Source organism: Thioclava sediminum, assembly GCF_002020355.1.
GTDB lineage: Bacteria > Pseudomonadota > Alphaproteobacteria > Rhodobacterales > Rhodobacteraceae > Thioclava > Thioclava sediminum.
Genome location: NZ_MPZV01000005.1, coordinates 269,467 through 295,604 on the forward strand (window position 1 = coordinate 269,467; position 26,138 = coordinate 295,604).

A 26,138-nucleotide genomic window follows, 5' to 3' on the forward strand; every position below is an offset into this window, starting at 1 on the left:
TCATGCTTGACCGGAGGTCAGTAGCCTTGATGCGTCTCCACCTTTCGCCTAAAGCATTCGGACTTACCAGAGCGAAGCGGGGGAAAACCTGACATGTCAAACAACCTGATGGCAGGCAAACGCGGGCTGATTATGGGCCTTGCGAATGACAAATCCATCGCCTGGGGCATCGCCAAAGCCCTCGCGGATGCCGGTGCGGAGCTGGCCTTCTCGTTCCAGGGCGAGGCGCTCAAGAAGCGCGTGGGGCCGCTGGCAGAACAGCTCGGCTCCGATATCCTCGTGGAATGCGACGTCGCCAGCGGCGACTCGATCCAGACGCTCTTCGAGACGCTGCGCACCCATTGGGACAGCATCGATTTCGTCGTCCACGCGATCGGCTTCTCCGACAAGTCGGAGCTGCGCGGGCGCTATGTCGATACTTCGCGCGAAAATTTCAAAACCACGATGGACATCTCGGTCTATTCCTTCACCGCCGTGTGCAAGGAAGCCGCCGCGATGATGAACGAGGGCGGCTCGCTGCTCACGCTCACCTATTACGGTGCCGAGCAGGTCATGCCGCATTACAACGTGATGGGCGTGGCGAAAGCGGCGCTGGAAGCGAGCGTGATGTATATCGCCGAGGATCTGGGCAAAGACGGCATCCGCTGCAACGCGATCTCCGCTGGCCCGATCAAGACCCTCGCGGCTTCGGGCATCGGTGACTTCCGCTACATCATGAAGTGGAACGAGCTGAACTCGCCGCTGCGCCGCAACGTGACTCAGGAAGAAGTCGGCAAGGCCGCGCTCTACCTGCTCTCCGATCTCGGTTCCGGCACCACCGGCGAGACGCTGCATGTCGACGCTGGCTATCACGTGGTGGGCATGAAAGCGGTCGACGCGCCCGATATCGACGTGGTCACCAAGCGGAAGGAATGAGATGACCCTCGCGGCCCTCACCGCGATCTATTTCGTGCATCTGGCCGCGGCGATGTCGCCGGGGCCAGCTGTGCTGCTGGCCGCGCGCACGGGTCTGCGCGAGGGCTTCGGTCGCGGCATCTGGCTCGCGCTCGGTATCGGCCTGGGCGCGGTGATCTGGGCGGCGGCGGCACTTTTCGGCCTCGCCCTCGTCTTCAAGGTCGCCCCTGCCCTGCTGACCACACTCAAGATCGCGGGCGCGGCCTATCTGCTCTGGCTCGCCTATAAGATGTGGCGCCATGCGGGCGACCCGATGGATGAAGAGATCCCCGACCTGCCGCGCACCCGCTCCATCCCCCGGCTGATCTGGCTCGGCGTCTCGACCCAGCTCGCCAACCCCAAACCCGCCGTGTTCTTCGGCACTGTCTTCCTGACCTTCATCCCGCCGTCGGCACCCGCCTGGGCCTATGTCGCGATCCTCGGCATCGTGATGTTCAACGATGCGGGGTGGAACGTCATCGTCGCGCGGATCTTCTCGCTCGAGAAAACGCGCGCGGCCTATCTGAACCTGAAAACCGTGATCGAGCGCTGCTTTGGCGGCCTGCTGGCGCTGCTCGGTCTGAAACTCGCTCTGAGCTGAGGAGACCCCCGATGTCCGATCGTCTGCCGCATGAAAAAGGCTTCCATGTCAGCTGGGACCAGATCCACCGCGATGCGCGCGCGCTCGCATGGCGCCTCGACGGCAAGGGCCCGGGCGACGGCAGCTGGCGCGCGGTGGTGGGCATCACCCGTGGCGGCCTCGTTCCGGCGGCGATCGTCGCGCGCGAGCTCGACATCCGCACGGTCGATACGATCTCGGTCAAAAGCTACAACCATCAGGAACAGCGCGAAGCGCAGGTCATCAAGCCCACGCAAGAGAGCCTGATGGAAAACGGCGGCGAAGGCGTGCTGATCGTCGACGACCTCGTCGACACCGGCAACACGCTGAAGCTGGTGCGCGACCTCTTCCCGAAGGCGCAATTCGCCACCGTCTACGCCAAGCCGATGGGCGCGCCGCTGGTCGACACCTTCATCACCGAGGTCAGCCAAGACACCTGGATCTTCTTCCCCTGGGACATGGCGCTGCAATATGTGCAGCCGTATCGCGGCACGGACTGATCGGTGAAATTCGGCGCGCCCGGAACCCCTCTGGGTCGGTTCCTGCACTGGCTCTTCGAGGTCAGCCTGATCATCAAGGCAATCTTCGAGATTGCGGAAACGCTGTCTGGCCTCGCGCTGCTCGGCCTGCCGAAGAATGCGCTGTTCGATGCAGCGCATTGGCTGACCGCGCGCGAGCTGCGCGAGGATCCCAATGACCGGATCGCCAATGCATTCCTGAACGCGGCCCATCACTTCTCGATCCAGACGCAGGATTTCTACGGCTTCTATTTCACCAGCCACGGCTTGCTGAAACTTGTCGTCGTGCTGCTGCTGATCCGCGGGCTGATCTGGGCCTATCCGATGGCGATCGTGATGATGACGGGCTTCGTGGCCTACCAGATGTATCTCTATAGCCTGAACCATGGCGCAGGCATGCTGGCGCTGACGGTGCTGGATCTCGTGGTGATCGCACTGACCCTGCGCGAATGGTACGTGCGGCACAACTTCGCGTGGCGCAACCACCGTGAGAGACGCAGCTAGGGGGCGCTGCCTCCCTTCGCCTGCCCGGATATTTCCGCCAAGAGGAAGCGCAAACCTCTTCTTCTCGATCCAAATATCCCCGCCGGAGGCTCCCGCCTCTTGCCAAGCGCGCGACGCTCTGCTGATCTCGCGCCGATCAGCCAGAAGGACCCCCATGCCGCATCCGCTCAATCCCGCCCTCGCCGCCACCTTCCCGCCCCCGGTCATGGAGGCGCGGCGCTGGCTCGATGGGGTCGAGTTCACCGCCGATCGCCCGCTGATCAATGTCTCTCAGGCAGCCCCTGTCGATCCGCCGCCCGAGGCGCTGCGCCAAGCCATCGCCGAGGCCGCGCTGAACGATCCGCAAGCGCATCTCTACGGCCCCGTTCTGGGCATGCCCGAGCTTCGTGCGGAACTCGCGCATCAATGGAGCCTCGCCTATGGCGGCGAGATCGCCGCGCAACAGGTCGCAATCACCCAAGGCTGCAATCAGGCGTTTTGCGCGACGCTGGCTACGCTCGCAGGTCCGGGCGACGAGGTGATCCTGCCGACCCCATGGTATTTCAATCACAAGATGTGGCTCGACATGGCGGGCGTGCAGACGGTGCCGCTGGCACCCGGCGCGGGGCTTCTGCCCGACCCGGAGGAGGCCGCCGCGAAGATCACCGGCAAGACCCGCGCGATCGTTCTGGTCTCGCCCAACAATCCGGGCGGGGCGGAATATCCGGCCGAATTGCTGCGCGCCTTCGCCGATCTGGCCAAGCGGCACAAGCTCGCACTGATCGTGGACGAGACTTATCGCGATTTCGACTCGCGTAGCGGCGCGCCGCATGACCTGTTCTCGGATCCCGACTGGCCGCGCTATTTCATCCATCTCTACTCGTTCTCGAAGGCCTATCGGCTGACCGGGCATCGCGTCGGCGCAATCGTCGCGGGCGAGACACGCCTCGCCGAGGTCGAGAAATTCCTCGACACGGTGGCGATCTGCCCCTCGCAACTCGGCCAGATGGCCGCGCTTTGGGGCATGCTGCACCTGTCGCAATGGGTCGCGGGCGAACGCGCGGAAATCCTGCGCCGGCGCGCGGCCATGGAGGCCGCTTTCGCCGATCTGGAAGGCTGGAAGATGCTCGGCTGCGGGGCCTATTTCGCCTATGTGACGCATCCCGATCCCCGCCCCTCTCCTGATTTCGCGCAGGCTCTGGTGCGCGAAGCCGGGGTGCTGATGCTGCCCGGTACGATGTTCATGCCGCAAGGCGCAAACGGCGCCGCGCAGCAGATGCGGATCGCATTCGCCAATGTCGATACGGACGGGATCGCGGCCCTTCGCGACCGGCTGGCGGGCCTCGCGCGCGGCTAGCCTTGCAGGCCAGTAATCAAAGCCCTAAACAGCGCCCAACAAACAATGCCCGAGGAGGAACCCCGATGAAGATGCGCAGCCACGGCAAGAGTGTCGTCGTCTGGATCTTGCTGGCCATGCTGATCCTTGGTCTCGGCGGTTTCGGGCTACGCAATTTCTCCGGCTCGGCCAAAGCGGTCGGCGCGGTCGGCGACACCAAGATCACCGTCGACGATTACGCCCGCGCCCTGCGTCAGGAGATTCAGCAACGCAGCCAGCAGCTTGGCCAGCCGGTCACGATGGCGCAGATGCGCTCCTCCGGCGTCGACCAGCAGGTGCTGGGCAAGCTGATCGGTCAGGCCGCGATCGGCGAAGGCGCGCGGCGTCTTGGCGTGTCGGTGGGCGACCAGCAGTTGCAAAAGCAGCTCTACGACGTTCAGGCGTTCCAGAACGCCTCGGGCAAGTTCGACCGCGAAACCTATAAATTCGCGCTGCGCCAGCAGGGCTATACCGAGCCGCAATTCGAGGCTCAGCTGCGCGACGACCTGTCCCGCTCGATCATTCAGGGCGCCGTTGCAGGGGGCGTGGATGCGCCCAAGCCGGTGGTCGACGCCTATACCAAATATGTCAGCGAGAAGCGTGGATTCACCTGGGCCGAGGTGAGCGAAAGCGATCTGACCAAGGCGATCCCGGACCCGACCGACGATCAGCTTCAGACCTATTACAACGACCATATCGATCAGTTCACCGCGCCCCAGACGCGCGACATCACCTATGCGTGGCTCACTCCGGACATGCTGGCCGACAAGGTCAAGATCGACGACGCTACACTGAAGGCCGAATACGAGCGCCGCGCCGACGAGTTCAAGCAGCCCGAGAAACGCCTTGTGGAGCGTCTCGTCTATTCCGACATGGACGCAGCCAAGGCCGCGAAAGCCAAGCTGGATGGCGGCGCAACCTTCGCCGATCTCGCCAAGGATCGCGGCCTGTCGCTCGACGACGCCGATCTGGGCGATGTAACCCGTGACGATCTGGGCAAGGCTGCCGATCCGGTCTTCTCGGCTGAGAACAACAGCGTGGTCGGCCCCGTCGAGACCGATCTGGGCCCGGCCCTGTTCAAGGTGAACGGCATCATCGATGCGCAGGAAACCTCCTTTGCCGAGGCGCGCGACGAACTCGCGGGCGATGCCGAAGCCGAGAAGGCGCGCAACGAGATCGGCAAGATGAGCGAAGACCTGCAGGACCGTCTGGCAGGCGGCGCGACGCTCGAAGAGATGGCCAAGGAAACCGATATGGAGCTCGGCCAGATCGCCTACACCGCCGACAGCACCGACGGCATCGCGGGCTATGACGAGTTCCGCAAAGCGGCCGACGAGGCCACGACCGACGCCTATCCCGATCTGCAGACGCTCTCGGATGGCGGCGTCTTCGCGTTGCGCCTCAACAAGATCGTGCCGCCCCAGCCCAAGCCCTTCGCCGATGTGAAGGACGAGGTCGCAGCGGCCTGGCGCGCCGATCAGGTGGTGCAGGCCGAAGAGGACCGCGCCAAGGAGATCGTCTCGACGGTCGAGGGCGGCAAGTCGCTGGGCGAGACCGGCGTGCTGACCACCAAGGTCGCGAGCATCGGCCGGGGCGGCTATTCCGACGAACTGCCGCCGCCGGTGATCTCCAAGGTCTTCAAGACCGAGCCGGGCAAGCCCGCGCAGATCACCGCCAACGGCAAGGTTTATGTCTTCGTCACCGACAAGGTCATTCCGGCGGATATGGAAGATGCCGACACCAAGCTGATCTCGGGTCAGATCGGCACCCAACTGTCGAACTCGCTGGCCAATGACCTGCTCAATTTCTACGCGACCGCCGTGGAGTCGGAGGCCGGGCTCGATCTCGACAACCAGACCGTGACCGCCGTGCAGTCGCAGATGCAGTAAGGAGGCCCGCCGTGGTCGCTCTCTCCCCCTCTTTCGAGGCGTTCGAGGAACGCTGGGCCAAGGGTGAAAACCAGCTGGTCTACGCGCGGCTCGCGGCCGATCTGGACACGCCTGTCTCACTGATGCTCAAGCTCGCCGAGGCGCAGCCGAATTCCTTCATGCTGGAATCGGTGACCGGCGGCGAGGTGCGCGGGCGCTACTCGATCGTCGGCATGAAGCCTGACGTGATCTGGGAATGCCGGGGCGAGCAGGCGCGGATCAACCGCTCGGCGCGCTTCGACGAGGCGTGGGAAGACCTTCCGGGCCACCCGTTCGACAGCCTCCGGGCGCTGATCGCGGAGAGCCGCATCGAGATGCCCGACGATCTGCCCGCCGCGGCGGCAGGTCTCTTCGGCTATCTCGGCTATGACACCATCCGTCTGGTCGAAAAGCTGCCGAACGTGAACCCCGATCCGCTCGGCGTGCCCGACGCGATGCTGCTGCGCCCGTCGGTCGTGGCCGTGCTCGACGGGGTGAAGGGCGACGTGATCATCTGTGCGCCTGCCTTCCAAGCCGAGGGCAAGTCCGCGCGCGCGGCCTATGCGCAGGCCGCCGAGCGTGTCTCGGATGCGCTGCGCGATCTCGACCGCACGCCGGTAGAGAGCCGCGATCTGGGCGAGAGCCTGCAGGTCGGCGAGATGCATTCGAACTTCACCAAAGAGGGCTACATGTCCGCCGTGGAGAAGGCGAAGGACTACATCCGCGCGGGCGACATCTTCCAGGTGGTTCCGGCACAGCGCTGGTCGGCGCATTTCCCGCTGCCGCCCTTCGCGCTCTATCGGTCGCTGCGGCGCACCAACCCCTCCCCCTTCATGTTCTTCCTGAACTTCGGGGGCTTCCAGATCGTGGGCGCTTCGCCCGAGATCCTCGTGCGCGTGCGCGAGGGCGAGGTGACGATCCGCCCGATCGCGGGCACCCGTCCGCGTGGCGCGACCCCTGCCGAGGACAAGGCGCTGGAAGAAGACCTGCTGGCCGACAAGAAAGAGCTGGCCGAGCATCTGATGCTCTTGGATCTGGGCCGCAACGATGTGGGGCGCGTCGCGAAGATCGGTTCGGTCCACCCGACCGAGAAATTTATCATCGAGCGCTACAGCCACGTCATGCATATCGTCTCGAACGTCGTGGGCGAGCTGGCCGACGATCAGGACGCGCTCTCGGCGCTGCTGGCCGGTCTGCCCGCAGGCACCGTGTCCGGCGCGCCCAAGGTCCGCGCGATGGAGATCATCGACGAGCTGGAGCCGGAGAAACGCGGCATCTATGGCGGCGCCGTGGGTTATTTCGCAGCCAATGGCGAGATGGATATGTGCATCGCGCTGCGCACGGCGGTGGTGAAGGACAAGACGCTTTACATTCAGGCAGGCGGCGGCGTGGTCTATGACAGCGACCCCGAGGCCGAGTGGATGGAGACGGTCAACAAGTCCAAGGCGCTGCGCAAGGCGGCCGAGGATGCGGGGCTGTTCGTAGCCACTCGCGGCAACGGCTGAGGCAGTCGCCTTTTCCCAAGCTTTGAGAACGCGGGCTTACTGGCCCGCGTTTTCCATTTTCGGCTCGGTGTCTGGAGTGCCAGCCGCCACGCTATCGAGCGCCAGCGCAGAAACCGGGGTCAGCGTCACCTTGTTCTGCGCATCGACATACCAGTCCTCGATCCCCTGAACCGATTCCGGCCAGGCCGAGAGCATCACCACGACCGAGCCGTTGCGCTCCGCCTCGAAATCGGCGCGCGCCAGCATCCGCGAGATCACTGCGGCCTTCTCGCGCCCGTCATCGATCACGCGCCAGACCTGCGCGCGCGGCAGATCGGCCGAGGTCGCGATCTGGTTGGCGCTGTCGAAGCCCTTCTTCTGGGTGACCACCCCAAGCCCGCCGCGGCTGAGCGCGGAGATCATCTGGCGCGCAAGCGGGCGGTTGTTCTGGAATTGCGGCTGCGGCGGCTCCACGACGGCGACCGCCTCGGGGATCACGTGACGCCAGGCCTCCAGCGCCACCTCGACATCTTCGGGCGCGGCGTTCGCGGGCAATCCAGCTGCGAGGATCGCGACCTCGAACCCCGCCGCGCGGAAGGCTTTCGCATCGTCAGCCGCGCCTTCGCGGGTCGGATCGATCGCGATGGTCATCGGCAGATCGCTCGCGGTGATCGTCGCCGGGTCGAGCCCGCCCGCCGCCACGCCCGGATCGATCAGCACGAGCGAGATTTGCGGCTTGTCGCTGATCGGTGCAGGGGCTGCGAATTTCTGGATCGGGTTCAGATCGGCTGCATCGACCGCCGCGACCTCGGGCATTTCCTGCGCGGGCTGCGCGTCGGGGCCCTCCTCTGGCGCAGGCGCGGTCGAAGGCGTCACTTGCGGCAGGCGATCCACCACCACACCGGGCGCGGATTTGAACCCGCCCATCGGCTTGCCCGGCAGCGAAGGGGCGTCTTGCAACGAGAAGATGCGCGGCTTGATCGGGGCCGCATCCCCGGCTTGCGGAAGGGCCCGCCCGGCGGGCAGGTCCGGGCTTGTGGCCGGATCGCTTGATATCTCGGGCTTGTCGGCCTGCGCAGTGTCGATCCCCTCCCCCTCGGGCGGCAACTGATCGGGCGCGGGCATCTCACCGAGCGACGGGGCCGCTTGAGGCTGCGCTTCGGGGGGCGTGATCTCGGCCTCAGGCAGTGCGGGCATCTCGCTCGCCGCCACAATCGTGTTTCCCTCATCGGCAGGCGGCGTCGCTTTCTCGGGCGCTTTCGGCGGCTGCAGGGTCACGTCGGGCAGCGCGGGCATTTCGGCTGCGGGCGCAGTTTCAGCGGTCTGCTGCGGCTGCGCTTCGGGCGCGGGCGCAGCGGCAACCTCGGGCGTGGCATCGGGCGCGGGCGCGCCTTGCAAAGAGGCAGGCGGGGCGCTGTCGGGTTGGGCCCCTGCCTCCGGCGCGACCGGCTCTGCGAGCGCCACGGCCTCCCCGTCCGCCTCGGGAAGCGGCTCGGCCATCTCGGTCGCCATCTCCGGGCGTGCGGCGCTTTGGATTTCGTCGGCACTGGGCGGCGCGAGGCTCGGCTGCGGCTCGGACACGCGCGGCGTCTTGGTCGGCGCTGAAATCGGCGCCCCGTCCGGCGTCGGCATCGAGGGCGTGCGATCGGTCGCAGGGCGCGAGAAATCGGAGCCCGCTGGCAGGTCCACATTCGCGGGTTCTTCGGGCGTCGGGCTTCCGGCGAGCTTGATCTCTGCGCCGGGCTCTTTCGGCGCCGGGAAGATCAACGACATCACGCCCGCACCAAGTACCGCGACCAGCAGACCGGCCAGTCCGCCCTTCATCACAGATCGCATCATTGCCTGCCTCCATCTTCACCGCTCTTGATGCGCGGCTTTTCCCGGGGACTGCCCTTGACCCCGACCCTTCGCTGATAGCATCTATAGCCCGACCCGTTCCCCGGTTCACCCCCCTTGATAAGCGCATCGGCGCTTGAGTGCATGGGGGACGCCGGGGGCCAACAAACGAAAGGGCCCGGCCATGCTGCTGCTCATCGATAATTATGACAGCTTCACCTATAATTTGGTGCACTATTTTGGCGAGCTGGGCGCCGATGTGAAGGTCTGGCGCAACGACGCGCTGAACGTGCAGGAGGCGATGGGCATGGGCGCCGAAGCGATCGTGCTGTCGCCCGGGCCTTGCGATCCCGATCAGGCGGGCATCTGCCTGCCGCTGGTGATGGCCGCGGCCGAGGCGAAGCTGCCTCTGTTCGGCGTCTGTCTGGGGCATCAGACCATCGGTCAGGCCTTTGGCGGGAAAGTCGTGCGCGCCTCCGAGATCGTGCATGGCAAGATGGGCGAGATCCGCCACGAGGGCAAAGGCTGCTTCAAGGGCCTTCCCTCTCCGCTGAAAGCGACGCGCTACCACTCGCTGATCGTGGAGCGCGAGAGCTTGCCCGACTGCCTCGAGATCACCGCCGAGCTGGACGACGGCACGATCATGGGCCTGCGTCATCGCGAGCTGCCGATCGAGGGCGTGCAATTCCACCCGGAATCCATCGCCTCCGAGCATGGCCACGCGATGCTGAAGAATTTCCTGACAGAGGCAGGCGTCAGCCTGAAGGTGCCCGCATGAGCCAACCGATGAGCGAAGCGATGAAGCCGCTGATCTTTGCGGCGTCCGAAGGTCCGCTGAGCCGCGCGCAGGCCGAAATGGCATTCCAGTTGCTGTTCGAAGGCGAAGCCTCGCCCGCACAGGTCGGCGGTTTGCTGATGGCGCTGCGGGCGCGCGGGGAATCCGTGTCGGAATATGCCGCCGCTGCCGCCGCGATGCGTGCGAAATGTGTGCCGGTGAAAGCCCCCGAGGGCGCGATGGATATCGTGGGCACCGGTGGCGACGGGATGCACACGCTCAACATCTCGACGGCTGCGGCCTTCGTCGTGGCAGGCGCGGGCGTGCCGGTGGCGAAACACGGCAACCGCGCGGCTTCGTCGAAATCGGGCACGGCGGATGTGCAATCCGAACTGGGCATCGACGTGATGGCCGGTCCCGAGGCGACCGAGCGTGGTCTGGCCGAGGCCGGGATCGGCTTCATGATGGCGCAGATCCACCACCCCGCGATGCGCCACGTCATGCCGGTGCGTCAGGAACTGGGCTGCAAGACGATCTTCAACATCCTCGGCCCCCTGACCAACCCCGCAGGCGTGAAGCGTCAGCTGACCGGGGCTTTCGCGCCCGACCTGATCTTCCCGATGGCCGAGACGCTGCAGGTGCTCGGCTCCGAGAAGGCGTGGCTGGTGCATGGCTCGGACGGCACCGACGAGATCACCATTTGCGGCACGACCGAAGTCGCCGCGCTGGAAAATGGCCGCATCGAGTCGATCCAGATCCATCCTGAGGATGCGGGCCTGCCCGTGCACAAGTTCAAGGATCTGGTCGGCGGCACGGCGGCCGAGAACGCCACCGCCCTGCGTGCGCTGATGGATGGCGAGGCTTCGGCCTATCGCGACGCGGTGATCTTCAACGCCGCCGCCGCGCTTGTCGTGGCCGACAAGGTCGCAGACCTGAAATCCGGGGCGGAAATGGCCGCCGAAAGCATCGACAGCGGAAAAGCGAAGACCGCGCTGGAAACGCTCGCCCGCATCACGCAGGAGGTCGCCGGATGAGCACGATCCTCGACAAGATCAAAGCCTATAAGCTGGAAGAGATCAAAGCGGCCAAGGCCGCGCGCCCGCTGAGCGAGGTTGAAGCTCAGGCCAAGGCGCAGGCGCCCACGCGCGGTTTTGCCAACGCCCTGACCGCGAAGGCGGAAACGGGCTACGGGCTGATCGCCGAGATCAAGAAGGCCTCGCCCTCGAAAGGGCTGATCCGCCCCGATTTCGACCCGCCTTCGCTCGCGAAAGCCTATGAAGAGGGCGGCGCGGCCTGTCTGTCGGTGCTGACCGACACGCCCTCGTTCCAGGGCGCGCCCGAGTTCCTGAGTGCGGCGCGCGCGGCCTGCTCGCTGCCCGCTTTGCGCAAGGATTTCCTCTATGACACCTATCAGGTCGCGGAAGCCCGTGCCTGGGGCGCCGATTGCATCCTGATCATCATGGCTTCGGTCGAGGATACCCTCGCCGCCGAGCTGGAAGACGCAGCCTTCGGTTGGGGCATGGATGTGCTGGTCGAAGTGCATGACATGGAAGAGACCGAACGCGCCCTCAAACACCTGAAATCGCCGCTTCTGGGCGTGAACAACCGCAACCTGAAGACCTTCGAAGTCACGCTCGACGTGACCCGCGAACTTGCGCCGAGCATCCTCGCCGAAGGCCGCGATCTGGTCTGCGAGAGCGGCATCTTCACCCGCGACGACATGGCCGCGATGGCCGAGGTCGGCGCGCGCCGCTTCCTGATCGGCGAAAGCCTGATGCGGCAGGACGATGTCGCAGGCGCCACCCGGACGCTTCTGGAGGTCGCATGAGCCTGTCGCATTTCGACAAGGACGGTCAGGCCCATATGGTCGACGTCTCCGATAAGGAGGTGACCGACCGCATCGCCGTGGCCGAGGGCCGCGTGGTGATGCTACCCGAGACGCTGGACTATGTCCTGAAGGGCACCGCGAAGAAGGGGGACGTTCTGGGCATCGCACGGATCGCGGGCATTATGGCCGCGAAGAAGACCTCCGATCTGATCCCGCTCTGCCACCCTCTGCCGATCACCAAGGTCACGCTGGACCTGGAGCCCGACGAGGCCCTGCCCGGAGTGCGCATCCGCGCCACCGTGAAGACCTCCGGGCAGACCGGCGTCGAGATGGAGGCGCTGACGGCGGTCTCGGCGGCGGCGCTGACGGTCTATGACATGCTCAAGGCGGTCGAGAAATCCATGCAGATCGAAGGTATCCGCGTCGTGCTGAAAGACGGCGGGAAATCCGGCAAATACGAGGCCGAAGGGAGCGCATCATGAGCCTGTTGCCCGTCGAAGAGGCGCTGGAAAAGGTTCTGGCACTGGTCGAACCGCTGGGCACCGAGCGCGTGGGCCTGCGTCACGCCCTTGGCCGTGTGATGGCGGAGCCCGCCACGGCGCAGCTCACCCAGCCGCCCTTCTCGGGCTCGGCGATGGATGGCTACTGGATCGACGTGGCCGACCACCTGCCCGGCGCGACGCTCACTGTCGAGGGCGAGGCCGCCGCCGGTCGCGCCTATGACGGCACGCCGACTCCGGGCCAAGCCGTGCGCATCTTCACCGGCGCACCGGTGCCGGGCCCGAATGGGGTAGTCGTTCTGCAGGAGAACGTGACGCGTGAAGGCGACACGATCACCCTGCCACAAGAGCTTGAAACCCATAACAATATCCGCCCCAAGGGCCAGGACTTCGCGCAAGGCGGAAGCTTCTGCCCCGACCGCCCGCTGACCGCGCGCGATCTGGGCCTGCTGGCCGCGATGAACGTGGCCGCGGTCACGGTGCGCAGCCGCCCCATCGTCGCGATCATCGCCACCGGCGACGAGCTGGTGATGCCGGGCGAAGAGCCGGGACCGGACCAGATCATCTGCTCCAACAGCTTCATCGTCGCGGCACTGGCCGAACGCATGGGCGCCGAGGTCCGCATGCTGCCGATCGCGCGCGACGACCGCGACAGCTTGCGCACCGTGTTCGACCTCGCGAAAGGCGCCGATCTGGTGGTGACCTCGGGCGGCGCCTCGGTCGGCGCGCATGATCTGGTGGGCGAAGTGGCTGCGGAACTGGGGCTCGACCGCAGCTTCTGGAAGATCGCGATGCGTCCCGGCAAGCCCTTGATGGCGGGCCGGATGGGCGATGCTGCCATGCTGGGCCTGCCGGGCAACCCCGTCTCGGCCACCGTCTGCGCCGAGCTGTTCCTGCGCCCGATGCTGCGCAAGCTTTCGGGCCTGCCGCCTGAAAGCCGCGTGCAACAGGCGATCCTCGCGACCGATACCGGCCCGACCGGCCCGCGCACCCATTACATGCGCGCAACCCTCGCACCCGGCGATCCCCTGCCCCGCGTCACGCCCTTCGACAATCAGGATTCCGCGATGCTGAGTATCCTGTCGCAGGCCGATTGCCTGCTGATCCGGCCCTTGGGCGACGGGCCGCGCAAGGCGGGCGAGACGGTCGAAATCCTCCCGCTGGACTGAGCCGCACCCGCCTCGGGCGTTGACAGCCTCCGTGAACAAGGGTAGAACAATCCTTGAACATGTGCCTTGACCGGGGAACGGAGGGTCGCGGATGCTGACGCGCAAGCAGCTGGAATTGCTGGAATTCATTCAAAAACGGATGATGAAGGACGGTGTTCCACCCTCTTTCGACGAGATGAAGGACGCGCTGGACCTGCGCTCGAAATCCGGCATCCACCGTTTGATTACCGCTCTGGAAGAACGTGGCTTCATCCGCCGCCTCGCCCATAGGGCCCGCGCGATCGAGATCGTGAAACTGCCCGAGGCGCTGGAGAAGAAATTCGGCGCGCCCGCAGGCGATAGCGCTGGCAGCTTCGCGCCGCAGGTGATCGAGGGCGACAAGACCGACCCGCCGCGCGGCGCGATGCCGGTCGACGTGATCCACGCGCTGGAACTGCCGGTGATGGGCCGGATCGCCGCCGGTGTCCCGATCGAGGCGATCTCGGAAGTCTCGCATCATGTTGCCGTTCCCGGCTCCATGCTGAGCGGTCGTGGGGAGCATTACGCGCTTGAAGTCAAAGGCGACTCGATGATCGAGGCGGGCATCAACGACGGCGATGTCGTGGTGATCCGCGAACAGGGCACCGCCGACAATGGTGATATCGTGGTCGCGCTGGTCGAGGGCCATGAGGCGACGCTGAAACGCTTCTACCGGCGCAGCGGGATGATCGCGCTGGAAGCCGCGAACCCGGCCTATGAGACGCGGCTGCTGCGCGACGATCAGGTGAAGGTGCAGGGGCGGCTCGTCGGGCTGATCCGGAGCTACTGAGATTTGGTGAATTCCTGGGAAAGAGCGTCCTGCGGGGCGCTCTTTTTCGTATGTCGCGCGGGTGGCGTGGGCTGGAGCCTCCGGCGGAGATATTTGGAAAGAGCGAAGATCAGGGGCGCGTCCAAGGGCGACGACCCTTGATTTGCGCAGTCGTCGTGACCTCGCCCGTGGCGCTGAAGCCGACAGCGCCAGCCTCCCGCAGGCGCGCGGCGTCCCATAGATCGCAGAGGCCCGTGGGCGCTTCGATCTTACTGGAAATCACGACGATGCCGCCCTTCGCGCAAATTGCAGGCAGGGCCTCTGTTGCCGATTTTCCCGTGAGATGGGCGAGCGGCGCGCGTCCAAACTGCGCAATCCGTGCGCCGCGCGCCCCAGAAAAGGCGGGGCGTGCGGCGGCTTCATCCAGCGAAGCCGGATCGCCATCCGCTGCCAACCAGCGCTCGGAGATGAACCCCGCGCCCGGCTTCGACAGCGCCCGGCCTTGCGAGGTCATCAGACCGACCTGCTGCGCCTCGGGCGCGATCAGCAGCGCCGGAGGCTCCGCCCCGGCGCGCAGCCAAAGGGCGCAAGCCACGGCGATCAGCACACCGCTCGCGCTGCGCCCGGCCCCGCGCGTCAGGATCGCCCCCAACGCGCCAAGCGCAATCAAAGGGATCACCCACGGCCCCGGCTGAACGACCGCAAGAACCGAGCCGTCGAGGTCGCTCACCCACTCCGCCACGCGCAAGATCCACGCCGTGCCCTGCCCCATCGCCCAAAGCGCGGGCCCGGCGAGGCCGAGGGGCGCGAGCAGCGCCGCGAGCACGCCCATCGGCATGATCACGAGCCCCATTGCGGGCACCGCGAAGAGATTGGCCAGCACCCCGTATTCCGAGAGCCTGTGAAACTGCGCCGCCACGATCGGTGCGGTGGCCGCGCCTGCGATCAGAGAGGTCGCGACCAGCATCAGCACCGGGCGTAGCAGGCGCGGCAGATGGCGCGCCGCGCGGGTCCACGGACCCAGCGCCACGATCAGCGCGGTGGTCGCGGCGAAGGACATCTGGAAGCCGGGTTCGGTCAGGCTCTCGGGCTGCCAGATCATGAGGAGCGTGGCGGCGAGCGCGACGGTACGCAGGCTCAGCGCGCGCCGGTCGAAGAGCACGGCGAGGAGCATGATCGACACCATGATCCACGCGCGCTGGGTCGAGACCGCAGGCCCCGCGAGCCAGAGATAGGCGCTGGCCGCTATCAGCGCCGCAATGGCGGCCAGTTTCTTCGTGGGCCAGATCAGGGCCGGGCGCCCCGCCAGCGCCAACCCGTACCGCACCAGACCGAAGACGAAGCCCGCCAGCATCCCCATATGCAGCCCGGAAATCGCGATCAGATGGGCGAGGCTGGAGCGGCGCATCACCTCGCGCGTGGCCTCGCTCAATCCCGAGCGGTCGCCGGTCATAAGCGCCGCCGCGACCGCGCCGGGCTGTCCCGCGATCCGCGATTGGATCGCCGCAGAAAGCCGCATCCGCGCCCGATGCGCCGCCATCGCCCAATCGCCGGGATCGGGCGGCGCGACCCGCATCACCGGCGCGCGGGTATAACCGATCGCGCCGAGCCGGTCGAACCAGGCGGTGCGGCGAAAATCGCAACCCCGGGGCGCGGCGGGCGGCGGCGGGGGCGAGAGATTCGCCGTGAGCATGACCTGCGCGCCCGGCTCGGGGCTGAACTGACTTTGATCGCCGTGCAGCGTCGCGCGCACCCGCGCCGGGGTCTTGGCGGGGGGAATCCGGTCGATCCGCACCCGGTCCAGCGTCAGCCGGATCAGGTCGGATCGCGCGCGGTCGATCTTCACGATCCGCCCACTGACGGGGCCGTAATAGCGATACTGCAGCACCGGGGCGGCGACGAGATGGGCGCGCAGCCCCGCGAGCAACAGCCCCAGAGCCGCGAGGGCGATCAGCGCCGCGGGCAGCCGGAGCCACGCCGCGCCGCGCAGACAAAGCGTCAGCGAGAGCGCGCAGATTACGAGCGTGCTCAGGTAGATAGGCCATCTCGGCTCGACGCCGAGGGTGAAATACGCCCCGACCCCGACGCCGAGCGCCACCGGCATCCACAGGAAAAGCTGCGCACGCGCCCGCGCCAGCGCGCCCAGCGGATCGGAGAGCCCCCCGAAGAGCGCCGCGATCACACGCGGAGCGCGGCCCGCGCCCGTCGCACCCTCCGCCTGCGCCCAGTCCCCGGGTTCGGCATTGATCGCCATGCTTGTCCTCGGCCCCGTCCCTGCTTATGCATCGAGCCGAGAAAGCCTATGCGCTTGATGGTTTCCGATAGGTTAACGCGGGTCGGTAAGAACCCGCGAAGAAAGGTCCCGACATGTCCGACCAGATTGTCACCCGTTTCGCCCCCTCGCCCACCGGCTATCTGCATATCGGCGGCGCGCGCACGGCCCTGTTCAACTGGCTCTATGCCCGTGGGCGCGGCGGCAAATTCTTGCTCCGTATCGAGGATACCGATCGCGAACGCTCCACCCCCGAGGCGACGGCGGCGATCCTTCAGGGGCTCGAATGGCTGGGGCTCGATTATGACGGCGACGTGGTAAGCCAGGCTGCGGGCGCGGCCCGCCATGCCGAGGTCGCCCATCAGATGCTCGAGAAGGGCCACGCCTATAAGTGTTTCTCCACGCAGGAAGAGATCGCAGCCTTCCGCGAGGACCCGGCGAACAAGGGGCAGATGTTCCCCTCGCCGTGGCGCGATGCCGATCCCGCGACGCATCCGGATGCGCCCTACGTGATCCGTCTGAAAGCGCCCCGCGAGGGCACGACGGTGATCACCGACGCCGTGCAGGGCGAGGTGACGATCCGCAACGATCAGCTCGATGACATGATTTGTTTACGTTCTGATGGCACACCCACCTACATGCTGGCCGTTGTCGTCGATGACCATGATATGGGCGTGACCCATGTGATCCGCGGGGACGACCATCTCGTCAATGCCGCGCGGCAGATGCTGGTCTATCGCGCGATGGGCTGGGACGTGCCCACCTTCGCGCATATCCCGCTGATCCACGGCCCCGACGGCAAGAAGCTGTCGAAGCGTCACGGCGCGGTCGGCCTCGAGCAGTATCAGGCGATGGGCTACCCCGCGACGGGGATGCGCAACTACCTCGCGCGGCTCGGCTGGAGCCATGGCGACGACGAATTCTTCACCGACGATCAGGCGAAGGAATGGTTCGACATCACCGGCATCAACAAGGCGCCGGCGCGGCTCGATTTCAAGAAGCTCGAAAATATCTGCGGCCAGCATCTCGCGATCACCGATGAGGCCGAATTGCTGCGCGAAATCGAAGGTTATCTCGCAGCTGCAGAAAAACCCCCGCTGGGTGACGCACAGAAATCTGCGCTTATGCGCACGCTTCCCATCGTGAAGGGCTCGGCGAAGATGTTGCCGCAACTTCTTGAAAAGGCGCATTTCTCTCTGACGCAGCGCCCGATCGAGATCGAAGAGAAAGCGGCCAAGGCGCTCGATGATGTATCCCGTGGTATACTGAGTGAATTGACCTTTGCGCTGCAACGCGCTAATTGGTCGCGGGAAGACCTGGAAGCCGCCGTCGGACAGGTTGCCGAAGCGCATGGACTGGGCCTTGGGAAGGTCGCTGCTCCGATGCGGGCGGCCTTGGCGGGGCGAGCGGCTACCCCCAGCGTATTCGATATGATGCTCGTTTTGGGCCAAGAGGAAACTCTGGCACGACTCGACGATCAGGCGGCCTGAGGCCTGGCCGCCCTCTCCGGACGCCTGTCCGGACGCGATAGACCGGCGCGGCCCAGCCGGAGGATGAAAGGGAATTTACATGGCAGACAACTCGAAGACCGCCACGCTCTCGCTTGACGGACAAACCTATGAGCTTCCCGTGCTCTCGCCCTCGGCTGGTCCCGACGTGCTCGATATCCGCAAGCTCTACGGTCAAGCCGACGTCTTCACCTACGATCCGGGCTTCACCTCGACCGCAGCCTGCGAGTCCAAGATCACCTTCATCGATGGTGGCAAGGGCGAGCTGCTGTATCGCGGCTACCCGATCGACCAGCTCGCCTCGGAATCGCACTATCTCGAAGTGTGCTACCTGCTTCTCTACGGGGAACTGCCGAGCAAGCAGCAGATGGAAGATTTCGAATATCGCGTGACCCGTCACACGATGATCCACGAGCAGATGAAGCAGTTCTTCCAGGGCTTCCGCCGTGACAGCCACCCGATGGCGACCATGGTCGGCGTCGTGGGCGCGCTCTCGGCCTTCTATCACGACAGCCTCGACATCTCGGACCCGTGGCAGCGCGAGGTCGCTTCGATCCGTCTGATCGCGAAGCTGCCGACGATCGCCGCGATGGCCTACAAGTATTCGATCGGCCAGCCCTTCGTCTATCCGAAGAACGAGCTGAGCTACGCCGAGAACTTCCTGCATATGTGCTTCTCGGTCCCGGCCGAAGACTACAAGATCGAGCCGGCGCTCGCGAAGGCGATGGACCGTATCTTCACGCTCCATGCCGATCACGAGCAGAACGCCTCGACCTCGACCGTGCGTCTGGCAGGCTCCTCGGGCGCGAACCCGTTCGCCTGTATCGCAGCCGGCATCGCCTGCCTCTGGGGCCCGGCCCACGGCGGTGCAAACCAGGCCTGCCTCGAGATGCTGCGCGAAATCGGCACCGTCGATCAGATCCCGGAATACATCAAGCGCGCCAAGGACAAGGATGATCCCTTCCGCCTGATGGGCTTCGGCCACCGCGTCTACAAGAACTTCGACCCGCGCGCGAAGGTCATGAAGGAATCGGCGGACGAGGTTCTCGACCTGCTCGGCATCCACGACAACGAGACCCTTCAGGTCGCCAAGGAACTCGAGAAGATCGCTCTGGAGGACGACTATTTCGTCTCGAAGAAGCTCTATCCGAATGTCGACTTCTACTCGGGCATCATCCTCGAGGCGATGGGCTTCCCGACCTCGATGTTCACCCCGATCTTCGCGCTCTCGCGCACCGTCGGCTGGATCTCGCAGTGGAAAGAGATGATCGAGGATCCGACCGGCAAGATCGGTCGCCCGCGTCAGCTTTACACCGGCGCGACCTATCGCGATTACGTCGATATCGCCAAGCGCTGAGCGTATGCCAAGTCATTGCGGGCCGGAGGGGAGACCTTCCGGCCCGTTTTCTATTCTGATACCCGGGACAAGAGGGCACTGCCCCCTTCTGGCTGCGCCATTCATCCCCCGGGATATTTACCCAAGAGCGAAGACATGGCTGACCGTCTGACATATCGCCCGCATCATTTCCTCTGCTCGCTCGGCTTCGAGGGGAAGGGATATTCGGATCGCTTCACCGCGAATATGACCGAGATCGTCGAAGGACGCTTGCGGCGCGCGGACGGCGCGGCGGTGGAGATCGAGGTGGTGGGCGCGGCGGATGACATCTGCGGCCCCTGCCCGTCGCGGCGCGGATCGGGATGCACCGCGCAGGCGAAGATCGACCGGCTGGACGCGGCCCATGCCGAGGCGCTGGATATTGCGCCGGGCGATGTGCTGACATGGGGCGAGGCGCTGGAGCGGATGGCCGCCCTGCCCGCCGATGTGCATCAGACGATCTGCGCCGAATGCCAATGGCTGGGCGCGGGCATGTGCGCCGCCGCCCTCGCCCGACTTCAGGACGAGGCGTAGCGCCGCCCCCCGTCAGGAGGGTGGCGGCGCTGCAAAGCTGACCAACCCGGCCTGCGCGCAAATTTGCAAAACAGCGGGAAAGGCTCGGGACGTGCATCTGCACGCTTGCGCGACGGCGGGCGTGGTGGCAAGAAATGCGCCATGAGTACGGATCAGACCCAAGACCCTTCTCAGGGCAAGAAACTGGCGCTTGTCACAGGCGCTTCGCGTGGCCTTGGCGGGGCGATCGCCGAAGCTTTGGCCGCAGACGGCTGGCACGTCATGGCCGTCGCGCGGACCACCGGCGCGCTGGAAGAGCTCGACGACCGCATTCAGGCGAAGGGCGGCACCGCCTCGCTCGGTCCGCTCGACGTGACCGAACCCGATCAGATGGCGCATCTCGCGCAGTCGATCGGTGCGCGCTGGGGTGGGCTCGATCTGTGGGTCCATACTGCGATCCATGCCGCACCGCTCTCGCCGACGGGTCATATCGACGCGAAGGAACTGGCCAATTCGGTCAAGGTGAACGTGACCGCGACCGCGCAGCTGATCGGGCTGATGGAGCCGCTGCTGCTCGCGCGCGAAGGCACCGCGCTGGCCTTCGACGATCCGCGTGCAGGGCAGAAATTCTTCGGCATCTATGGGGCTACGAAAGCCGCGCAGATGGCGATGATGCGCTCGTGGCAGGCCGAGACCGTGAAGATCGGGCCGCGCGTGATGATTGCGGAGCCTGCACCGATGGCGACCGCGCTGCGCGGACGGTTCTTCCCCGGCGAAGACCGCGAGGCGCTGGCCGATCGCCACGCCGAGGCACGGCGCATCCTCGACACGCTCTGAGAACGACCAAAGCGCCGCCGAAATGCCCTTCGGCTGCGGCGCTTTGGCGACACATCCGCGCTGTCGCCCGCCCCCGCTTTACCCTTCATCCGCCGCACGGTAAGCATCGGGTGACGCGACGGCGAACTGGGGGCAACATGCGTATTCTCATCACCAATGACGACGGGATCGACGCACCGGGACTGGCCGTTCTGGGCGAGATCGCCGAAGAACTTGCAGGCCCCGATGGCGAGGTCTGGACGGTCGCGCCGGCCTTCGAGCAATCGGGCGTCGGGCATTGCATCTCCTACACCCGGCCGATGATGATCTCGAAACTGGCAGAGCGCCGTTTCGCAGCCGAAGGCAGCCCCGCCGATTGCGTGATGGCTGGGCTGTATGACGTGCTGGAAGGTCAGCGGCCCGATCTGGTGCTCTCGGGTGTGAACCGGGGCAACAACTCCGCAGATAACGCGCTCTATTCCGGCACGTTGGGCGGCGCGATGGAGGCGGCACTGCAAGGCGTGCCCGCGATCGCCCTGTCGCAATTCATCGGCCCCGAGGTCTTCAACGCCCCCGACATGTTCGAGGCAGCCCGGGTCCATGGCGCGGCGCTGGTGCGCAAGCTGATCGATGATGGCATCTGGGACGACGGCGATTACCGGGTCTTCTACAACGTCAATTTCCCGCCGGTGCTGGCCAAAGACGTCAAAGGCCACAAGGTCGCCGCTCAAGGCTTCCGCAAGGATTGCTTCTTCTCGACCGAGGCGCATCACGCGCCCTCGGGGCGACGTTTCCTCTGGATCAAGGGCGGCCCGCAGCACACCCCGACGCAGCCGGGCACCGATGCCGCCGTCAATCTCGACGGCTATATATCGGTCACGCCGATGCGCGCCGATCTGACGGCGCATGACGTGATCGCCGATCTGGAGGCCCGTCTGGGATGAGCGAGGATGCGGAAGAGGATCTGGCCGAGCGCAAGATGCGGTTCCTCTTCGCACTGCGCTCCAAGGGCGTGACCGACGCGCGCACCCTGCACGCGATGGAGGGGATCGACCGCGGCCAGTTCGTGCGCGGCATCTTCGCCGATCGCGCCTATGAGGACATGCCGCTGCCCATCGCCTGCGGGCAGACCATTTCGCAACCCTCGGTCGTGGGGCTGATGACGCAAGCCGCGGATGTGGGTTCGCGCGACACCGTACTCGAGATCGGCACCGGCTCGGGTTACCAGGCCGCGATCCTGAGCCAGCTCGCCCGCCGCGTCTATACGGTGGACCGACACCGCAGGCTGGTGCGCGAAGCCGAAGGCGTCTTCAACGCGCTGCGGCTCACCAATATCGTCGCGATTTCCGGGGATGGCTCGCACGGGCTGCCCGATCAGGCGCCCTTTGATCGAATCATCGTGACTGCCGCTGCGGAAGACCCTCCCGGGCCGCTCTTGGCCCAGCTGAAGATCGGGGGTATCATGGTTCTGCCCGTGGGCCAGTCGGACACGGTGCAAAGCCTGATCCGGGTGCGCCGGCTCGAGACGGGTTTCGATTACGAAGAATTACGTCCGGTGCGCTTTGTCCCCCTCGTAGAGGGCGTGGCAAACGACTAAGTGGCAGGTAAGAACGGACCCCGAAGAGGTCTGAGAGACAGTGAGGACGAGCGGATGGCAACGAAGATTTCCCGGCTGCGGCTGATCCTGGCAGGTGGCGTCGCGCTGACGGCGTTGGCCGCCTGTAACCCGAACGGGTTCGATCTGGACATGCGCGGCTATGGCAATGGCGGGCTCGACACGAGCGCCGCCGCCCGGCAGGCGGTGCAGGATCGCCCGCGCCCGAATGATCAGGGCATCATCACCTACCCGAATTATCAGGTCGTCGTGGCGCGCCGCGGCGATACGGTCAATTCCGTCGCGCAGCGGATCGGCACCGATCCCGGCGCGCTGGCTCGCTACAACGCGGTCTCGCCCGATGCGGTGCTGAACGCGGGCGAAGTGCTGGCCCTGCCCAACAAGGTCGCGACCACGGGCGGCTCCACGACGCCGGGCAACTCCAGTGCCCTGACGTCGGAAACGATCGACATCACCTCGCTCGCCTCGAACGCGATCGATAGATCGCAGGCGAACCAGCCCGCCAAACCGACCCCGGCCTCGGCCCCGGTCTCCACCAACAGCGCCGAGCCGATCCGCCACAAGGTCGCACGCGGCGAGACCGCCTATTCCATCGCGCGCTACTACTCGGTGCCGGTGAAGGCGCTGGCCGAGTGGAACGGGTTGCCGAACGATCTGCGGGTGCGCGAAGGTCAGGTGCTGATCATCCCGGTCGCGTCGAGCCGCCAGCCCGCGAAGGTCGAAACGGCAACGGCCACGACTGCGCCGGGCACCGGTTCGCCGACCCCGGTGCCGCCCTCCGCGGCAGAGCCCCTGCCCCAGAAGACACCGCCGAAAGCGTCCGAGCCGGTCAAAACGAAGACCCCGGACATGAGCACCGATCGCACCAAGGCGTCGGACACGTCGAAGATGGCGATGCCGGTGCCGGGTTCGATCATCCGACCCTACAAGAAGGGCTCGAACGACGGGGTCGACATCTCGGCCACGGCCGGAACCTCGGTGAAAGCCGCCGAGAGCGGCACCGTGCTGCTGATCAGCCAGGACACCGACGATGTCGCCTTCCTCGCGATCAAGCATCCCGACAATCTGGTGACGGTCTATTACAACGTGACCGGGATCACGGTGAAGAAAGGCGCGAGCGTCAAGCGCGGCCAGACCATCGCCAAGGTCGCGTCCGGCGATCAGGGCTATCTGCATTTCGAGGTCCGCAAGGGGATCGATTCCGTCGATCCGATGCCCTACCTCAACTGATCTTGCGCGGCGGGCCAGAGATGTTCCGGCCCGCCCGCACGCCCTGCCCGCTCATCCCGCGACAGGCGCAAGCAGCAGACAGCTCTCGCTGTTGAGCACCCCCGGAATTTCCCGAATATCGCGCAAGGCCCGGTCGAATTCGCCCAGGGTCTCGGCCCGGATTTCCGCCACCAGATCCCAGTTGCCATTGGTCGCGAAGACCGTCGTCACCTCCGGGATGCGGTGCAGCGCCCGGATCACCGCGCGCGACATCTTGCCCTGCAACTCGACCAGCGTGATCGCGCGCACCTGCCCCTCAACATCCGTCTCTGTCTCGATGGTGAAGCGCCGGATCTGCCCCGAGGCGACCAGCGCCTCCAGCCGGGCCCGCGCGGTCGTGCGCGACACGCCCACCTGCAGCGCCAGATCGGTCATCGAGAGCCGCGCATCCGCGCGCAGCGCGGCCATGATCGCGCGGTCCGTATCGTCGAGCTGCATTACCCCTCCGTTTTGATCAACTGACTTATCAAATTGATCAAATTTAGTTCCGTTTTGCGCAAATTGACAAGCGAAACCTCTGCGCCATTTCGTCAGACTAAGACCAACAAGGGAGATTTCGATGACACGCACAGTTTCGATTCTGGGCGCGCCTATTCAAACTGGCGCTTCGCAACCCGGCTGCATCATGGGTCCGGCCAGTCTGCGCATCGCGGGGCTGGGCGACATCCTGACCGAGCTGGGCTGGGAGGTGGATGATCTGGGCGACCTGTCGATCGCCCCGCAAGAGCCGGTGCCGCACAAGAATCCCGCGATCCACGATCTGGCCGAAACCCGTGCCTGGATCGAGGCGCTCTCGCAGGCGGCGTTCGATGCCGCGCAGACCCATGACCGCCCGATCTTCATCGGCGGCGATCATGCGCTGGCCGCAGGCACGCTGAGCGGCCTCGCACGGCACGCGAAGACGCAAGATCGCCCCTTGTTCGTCCTGTGGCTCGACGCCCACCCGGACCTGCACACGCTGGAAACCACGACCAGCGGCAACCTGCATGGCACCCCCGTGGCCTATGTCACCGGCCAACCCGACTTCGAGGCCTTCCCGCCGCTAGAAGCCAGTATCGATCCGAAGAATTTCTGCATGATGGGCATCCGCTCGGTCGATCCGGCGGAACGCGCGCGCATCAAGCAGATCGGCTTGGAAGTCCATGACATGCGCGCCATCGACGAGACCGGCGTGCTGGCGCCCCTGCGCGCCTTCCTCGACCGCGTGCGCGAAGCCAACGGCCTTCTACATGTCAGCTTCGACGTCGATTTCCTTGACCCCGGCATCGCGCCCGCCGTGGGCACCACCGTGCCGGGCGGCGCCACGTTCCGCGAGGCGCATCTGATCATGGAAGAGGTCGGCGACAGCGACCTCGTGACCTCGCTCGACATTGTCGAGCTCAACCCTTTCCTCGACGAACGCGGCCGCACGGCGAAACTGCTCTGCGACCTCGCAGCCAGCCTCTTTGGCCGCCGCGTTCTCGACCGCATGACACGGAGCTTTTGATGGATATGTTCCCTCTCGCCCCCTCCAAACTGGCCTTCGTGCCCTTCGTCTCCGTCGCCAATATGATGAAGCTGGTGAACGAGATCGGCCCCGAACAGGTGATGCGCGACCTCGCCGCCTATATTGAAGAGGATTTCCGCCGCTGGCCGGATTTCGACAAGACCCCGCGCGTGGCAAGCCATTCGGCGGAGGGCGTGATCGAGCTGATGCCGACCGCGGACGCCGAGAATTACGGCTTCAAATACGTCAACGGCCACCCCAAGAACGGCCGCACCGGGCACCAGACCGTGACGGCTTTCGGCGTGCTGTCTTCGGTCGCGACGGGCTACCCGCTGCTGATGACCGAGATGACGATGCTGACCGCACTGCGCACCGCCGCCACCTCGGCGCTGGTGGGCAAATACCTCGCCCCGAAAGGCGCGAGCGTCATGGGCATGATCGGCAATGGTGCGCAATGCGAGTTTCAGGCGCTGGCCTTCCGCGCGATCTGCGGGATCGACACGCTGCGCCTTTACGACATCGACCCGACGGCGACCGAGAAGGCCGCGAAGAACCTGACCGCGCAAGGGTTCAGCGTCACCAAATGCCGCTCGGCCGAGGAAGCGGTGGAGGGCGCGCAGGTCATCACCACCTGCACCGCCGACAAGCAATATGCCACGATCCTGACCGACAACATGGTCGGCTCCGGCATCCATATCAACGCGATCGGCGGCGACTGCCCCGGCAAGACCGAACTGCATCGCGACATCCTCACCCGCTCGGAGATCTTCGTCGAATACCCGCCGCAGACCCGCATCGAGGGTGAGATTCAGGCGCTCGACGAAGACCATCCGGTAACCGAGCTGTGGAAAGTCATGCGCGGCGAGGCGGAAGGCCGTCGCGACGCAAAACAGATCACGCTGTTCGATAGCGTGGGCTTCGCGATCGAGGATTTCAGCGCGCTGCGCTACATCCATGACCGCGTGAAGGGTGGCGACTACGCGCAGATGCTCGATCTTATGGCAGACCCCGACGATCCGCGCGATTTGTTCGGGATGCTGACGCGGGCGGGCTGAGCCCCGCTTGCGCTC

Annotated in this window: 25 protein-coding genes; 22 read left to right on the top strand and 3 right to left on the bottom strand. The window is 65.7% G+C overall.

Features of this window, described 5'->3' with window-relative positions; all coding sequences use genetic code 11:
• The first annotated feature begins 93 nt into the window (after nt 1-93).
• The 7 genes from fabI to trpE all read left to right on the top strand — a co-directional run bounded on the left by fabI (nt 94) and on the right by trpE (nt 7,340).
• Nucleotides 94-915, top strand: a complete 822-nt coding sequence (gene fabI / locus BMI91_RS18910; protein WP_078606249.1) for an enoyl-ACP reductase FabI — start codon at nt 94-96, stop codon at nt 913-915.
• Between the two features lies 1 nt (nt 916).
• Nucleotides 917-1,534 carry a LysE family translocator gene (locus tag BMI91_RS18915; RefSeq protein ID WP_078547756.1) on the top strand — a complete coding sequence of 206 codons (618 nt, stop codon included), beginning with the start codon at nt 917-919 and terminating at the stop codon, nt 1,532-1,534.
• 11 nt (nt 1,535-1,545) lie between these two features.
• Complete coding sequence (gene gpt, locus BMI91_RS18920; protein WP_075775650.1) at nt 1,546-2,052, top strand: xanthine phosphoribosyltransferase; 507 nt, start codon at nt 1,546-1,548, stop codon at nt 2,050-2,052.
• Nucleotides 2,053-2,055: 3 nt separating this feature from the next.
• A complete protein-coding gene (locus BMI91_RS18925) occupies nt 2,056-2,574 on the top strand; it encodes a DUF2127 domain-containing protein (RefSeq protein WP_078547759.1) in 519 nt (172 codons plus the stop codon).
• A 154-nt stretch (nt 2,575-2,728) separates the two neighbouring features.
• Nucleotides 2,729-3,910 (top strand): aminotransferase, encoded by a 1,182-nt coding sequence (locus tag BMI91_RS18930; RefSeq protein WP_078606250.1) that lies wholly within the window; start codon nt 2,729-2,731, stop codon nt 3,908-3,910.
• Nucleotides 3,911-3,975: 65 nt separating this feature from the next.
• Entirely contained in the window at nt 3,976-5,817 is a 1,842-nt protein-coding gene (locus tag BMI91_RS18935; protein WP_078606251.1) for a SurA N-terminal domain-containing protein, read from the top strand.
• 11 nt (nt 5,818-5,828) lie between these two features.
• Nucleotides 5,829-7,340 (top strand): anthranilate synthase component I, encoded by a 1,512-nt coding sequence (trpE, locus tag BMI91_RS18940; protein ID WP_078542842.1) that lies wholly within the window; start codon nt 5,829-5,831, stop codon nt 7,338-7,340.
• A 36-nt stretch (nt 7,341-7,376) separates the two neighbouring features.
• On the opposite strand, the gene BMI91_RS18945 is transcribed toward trpE, so the two are convergent.
• Nucleotides 7,377-9,158, bottom strand: coding sequence for a divergent polysaccharide deacetylase family protein (locus BMI91_RS18945; protein ID WP_078606252.1), 1,782 nt, complete (start codon nt 9,156-9,158; stop codon nt 7,377-7,379).
• A 181-nt stretch (nt 9,159-9,339) separates the two neighbouring features.
• Here BMI91_RS18945 and BMI91_RS18950 point away from each other — a divergent pair, with 181 nt between their 5' ends.
• The 6 genes from BMI91_RS18950 (at nt 9,340) to lexA (ending at nt 14,235) form a co-directional block, all read left to right on the top strand.
• Complete coding sequence (locus BMI91_RS18950) at nt 9,340-9,933, top strand: anthranilate synthase component II (protein WP_078520124.1); 594 nt, start codon at nt 9,340-9,342, stop codon at nt 9,931-9,933.
• An 8-nt stretch (nt 9,934-9,941) separates the two neighbouring features.
• Complete coding sequence (gene trpD, locus BMI91_RS18955; RefSeq protein WP_078606253.1) at nt 9,942-10,964, top strand: anthranilate phosphoribosyltransferase; 1,023 nt, start codon at nt 9,942-9,944, stop codon at nt 10,962-10,964.
• Nucleotides 10,961-11,758, top strand: coding sequence for an indole-3-glycerol phosphate synthase TrpC (gene trpC, locus BMI91_RS18960; RefSeq protein WP_078606254.1), 798 nt, complete (start codon nt 10,961-10,963; stop codon nt 11,756-11,758). The genes trpD and trpC overlap by 4 nt, the downstream gene beginning before the upstream one ends.
• Entirely contained in the window at nt 11,755-12,240 is a 486-nt protein-coding gene (gene moaC, locus BMI91_RS18965; RefSeq protein WP_078520127.1) for a cyclic pyranopterin monophosphate synthase MoaC, read from the top strand. Before trpC ends, moaC begins: the two co-directional genes overlap by 4 nt.
• Nucleotides 12,241-12,242: 2 nt before the next feature.
• A complete protein-coding gene (locus BMI91_RS18970; RefSeq protein ID WP_078606314.1) occupies nt 12,243-13,427 on the top strand; it encodes a molybdopterin molybdotransferase MoeA in 1,185 nt (394 codons plus the stop codon).
• A 91-nt stretch (nt 13,428-13,518) separates the two neighbouring features.
• Nucleotides 13,519-14,235 (top strand): transcriptional repressor LexA, encoded by a 717-nt coding sequence (gene lexA, locus BMI91_RS18975; RefSeq protein ID WP_078547774.1) that lies wholly within the window; start codon nt 13,519-13,521, stop codon nt 14,233-14,235.
• 109 nt (nt 14,236-14,344) lie between these two features.
• Here lexA and BMI91_RS18980 read toward each other — a convergent pair whose 3' ends face one another.
• Entirely contained in the window at nt 14,345-16,468 is a 2,124-nt protein-coding gene (locus BMI91_RS18980; protein ID WP_078606255.1) for a ComEC/Rec2 family competence protein, read from the bottom strand.
• 113 nt (nt 16,469-16,581) lie between these two features.
• Here BMI91_RS18980 and gltX point away from each other — a divergent pair, with 113 nt between their 5' ends.
• The 7 genes from gltX to BMI91_RS19015 all read left to right on the top strand — a co-directional run bounded on the left by gltX (nt 16,582) and on the right by BMI91_RS19015 (nt 23,543).
• Nucleotides 16,582-17,976 (top strand): glutamate--tRNA ligase, encoded by a 1,395-nt coding sequence (gene gltX / locus BMI91_RS18985; RefSeq protein ID WP_078606256.1) that lies wholly within the window; start codon nt 16,582-16,584, stop codon nt 17,974-17,976.
• 79 nt (nt 17,977-18,055) lie between these two features.
• The gene (gene gltA, locus BMI91_RS18990; RefSeq protein ID WP_078520131.1) at nt 18,056-19,351 is read left to right on the top strand and encodes a citrate synthase; all 1,296 of its coding nucleotides are present in this window, start codon (nt 18,056-18,058) and stop codon (nt 19,349-19,351) included.
• 135 nt (nt 19,352-19,486) lie between these two features.
• Entirely contained in the window at nt 19,487-19,903 is a 417-nt protein-coding gene (locus tag BMI91_RS18995) for a DUF1284 domain-containing protein (protein ID WP_078606257.1), read from the top strand.
• A gap of 141 nt (nt 19,904-20,044) precedes the next feature.
• On the top strand, nt 20,045-20,719 hold the full coding sequence (locus tag BMI91_RS19000; RefSeq protein WP_078606258.1) for an SDR family NAD(P)-dependent oxidoreductase: 675 nt from the start codon (nt 20,045-20,047) through the stop codon (nt 20,717-20,719).
• A gap of 137 nt (nt 20,720-20,856) precedes the next feature.
• A complete protein-coding gene (gene surE, locus BMI91_RS19005; protein ID WP_078601720.1) occupies nt 20,857-21,642 on the top strand; it encodes a 5'/3'-nucleotidase SurE in 786 nt (261 codons plus the stop codon).
• Nucleotides 21,639-22,295, top strand: coding sequence for a protein-L-isoaspartate(D-aspartate) O-methyltransferase (locus BMI91_RS19010; RefSeq protein WP_078520134.1), 657 nt, complete (start codon nt 21,639-21,641; stop codon nt 22,293-22,295). The genes surE and BMI91_RS19010 overlap by 4 nt, the downstream gene beginning before the upstream one ends.
• A gap of 54 nt (nt 22,296-22,349) precedes the next feature.
• The gene (locus tag BMI91_RS19015; RefSeq protein WP_078606259.1) at nt 22,350-23,543 is read left to right on the top strand and encodes a LysM peptidoglycan-binding domain-containing protein; all 1,194 of its coding nucleotides are present in this window, start codon (nt 22,350-22,352) and stop codon (nt 23,541-23,543) included.
• Between the two features lie 51 nt (nt 23,544-23,594).
• Here BMI91_RS19015 and BMI91_RS19020 read toward each other — a convergent pair whose 3' ends face one another.
• Nucleotides 23,595-24,020: an Lrp/AsnC family transcriptional regulator gene (locus BMI91_RS19020; protein ID WP_078520136.1), complete on the bottom strand. Its 426-nt coding sequence runs from the start codon at nt 24,018-24,020 to the stop codon at nt 23,595-23,597.
• Between the two features lie 121 nt (nt 24,021-24,141).
• Between BMI91_RS19020 and rocF the strand changes: the two genes are divergently transcribed.
• Nucleotides 24,142-25,068, top strand: a complete 927-nt coding sequence (gene rocF / locus BMI91_RS19025; RefSeq protein WP_078606260.1) for an arginase — start codon at nt 24,142-24,144, stop codon at nt 25,066-25,068.
• Nucleotides 25,068-26,123: an ornithine cyclodeaminase gene (locus BMI91_RS19030; RefSeq protein WP_425274944.1), complete on the top strand. Its 1,056-nt coding sequence runs from the start codon at nt 25,068-25,070 to the stop codon at nt 26,121-26,123. Before rocF ends, BMI91_RS19030 begins: the two co-directional genes overlap by 1 nt.
• Nucleotides 26,124-26,138 lie beyond the last annotated feature (15 nt).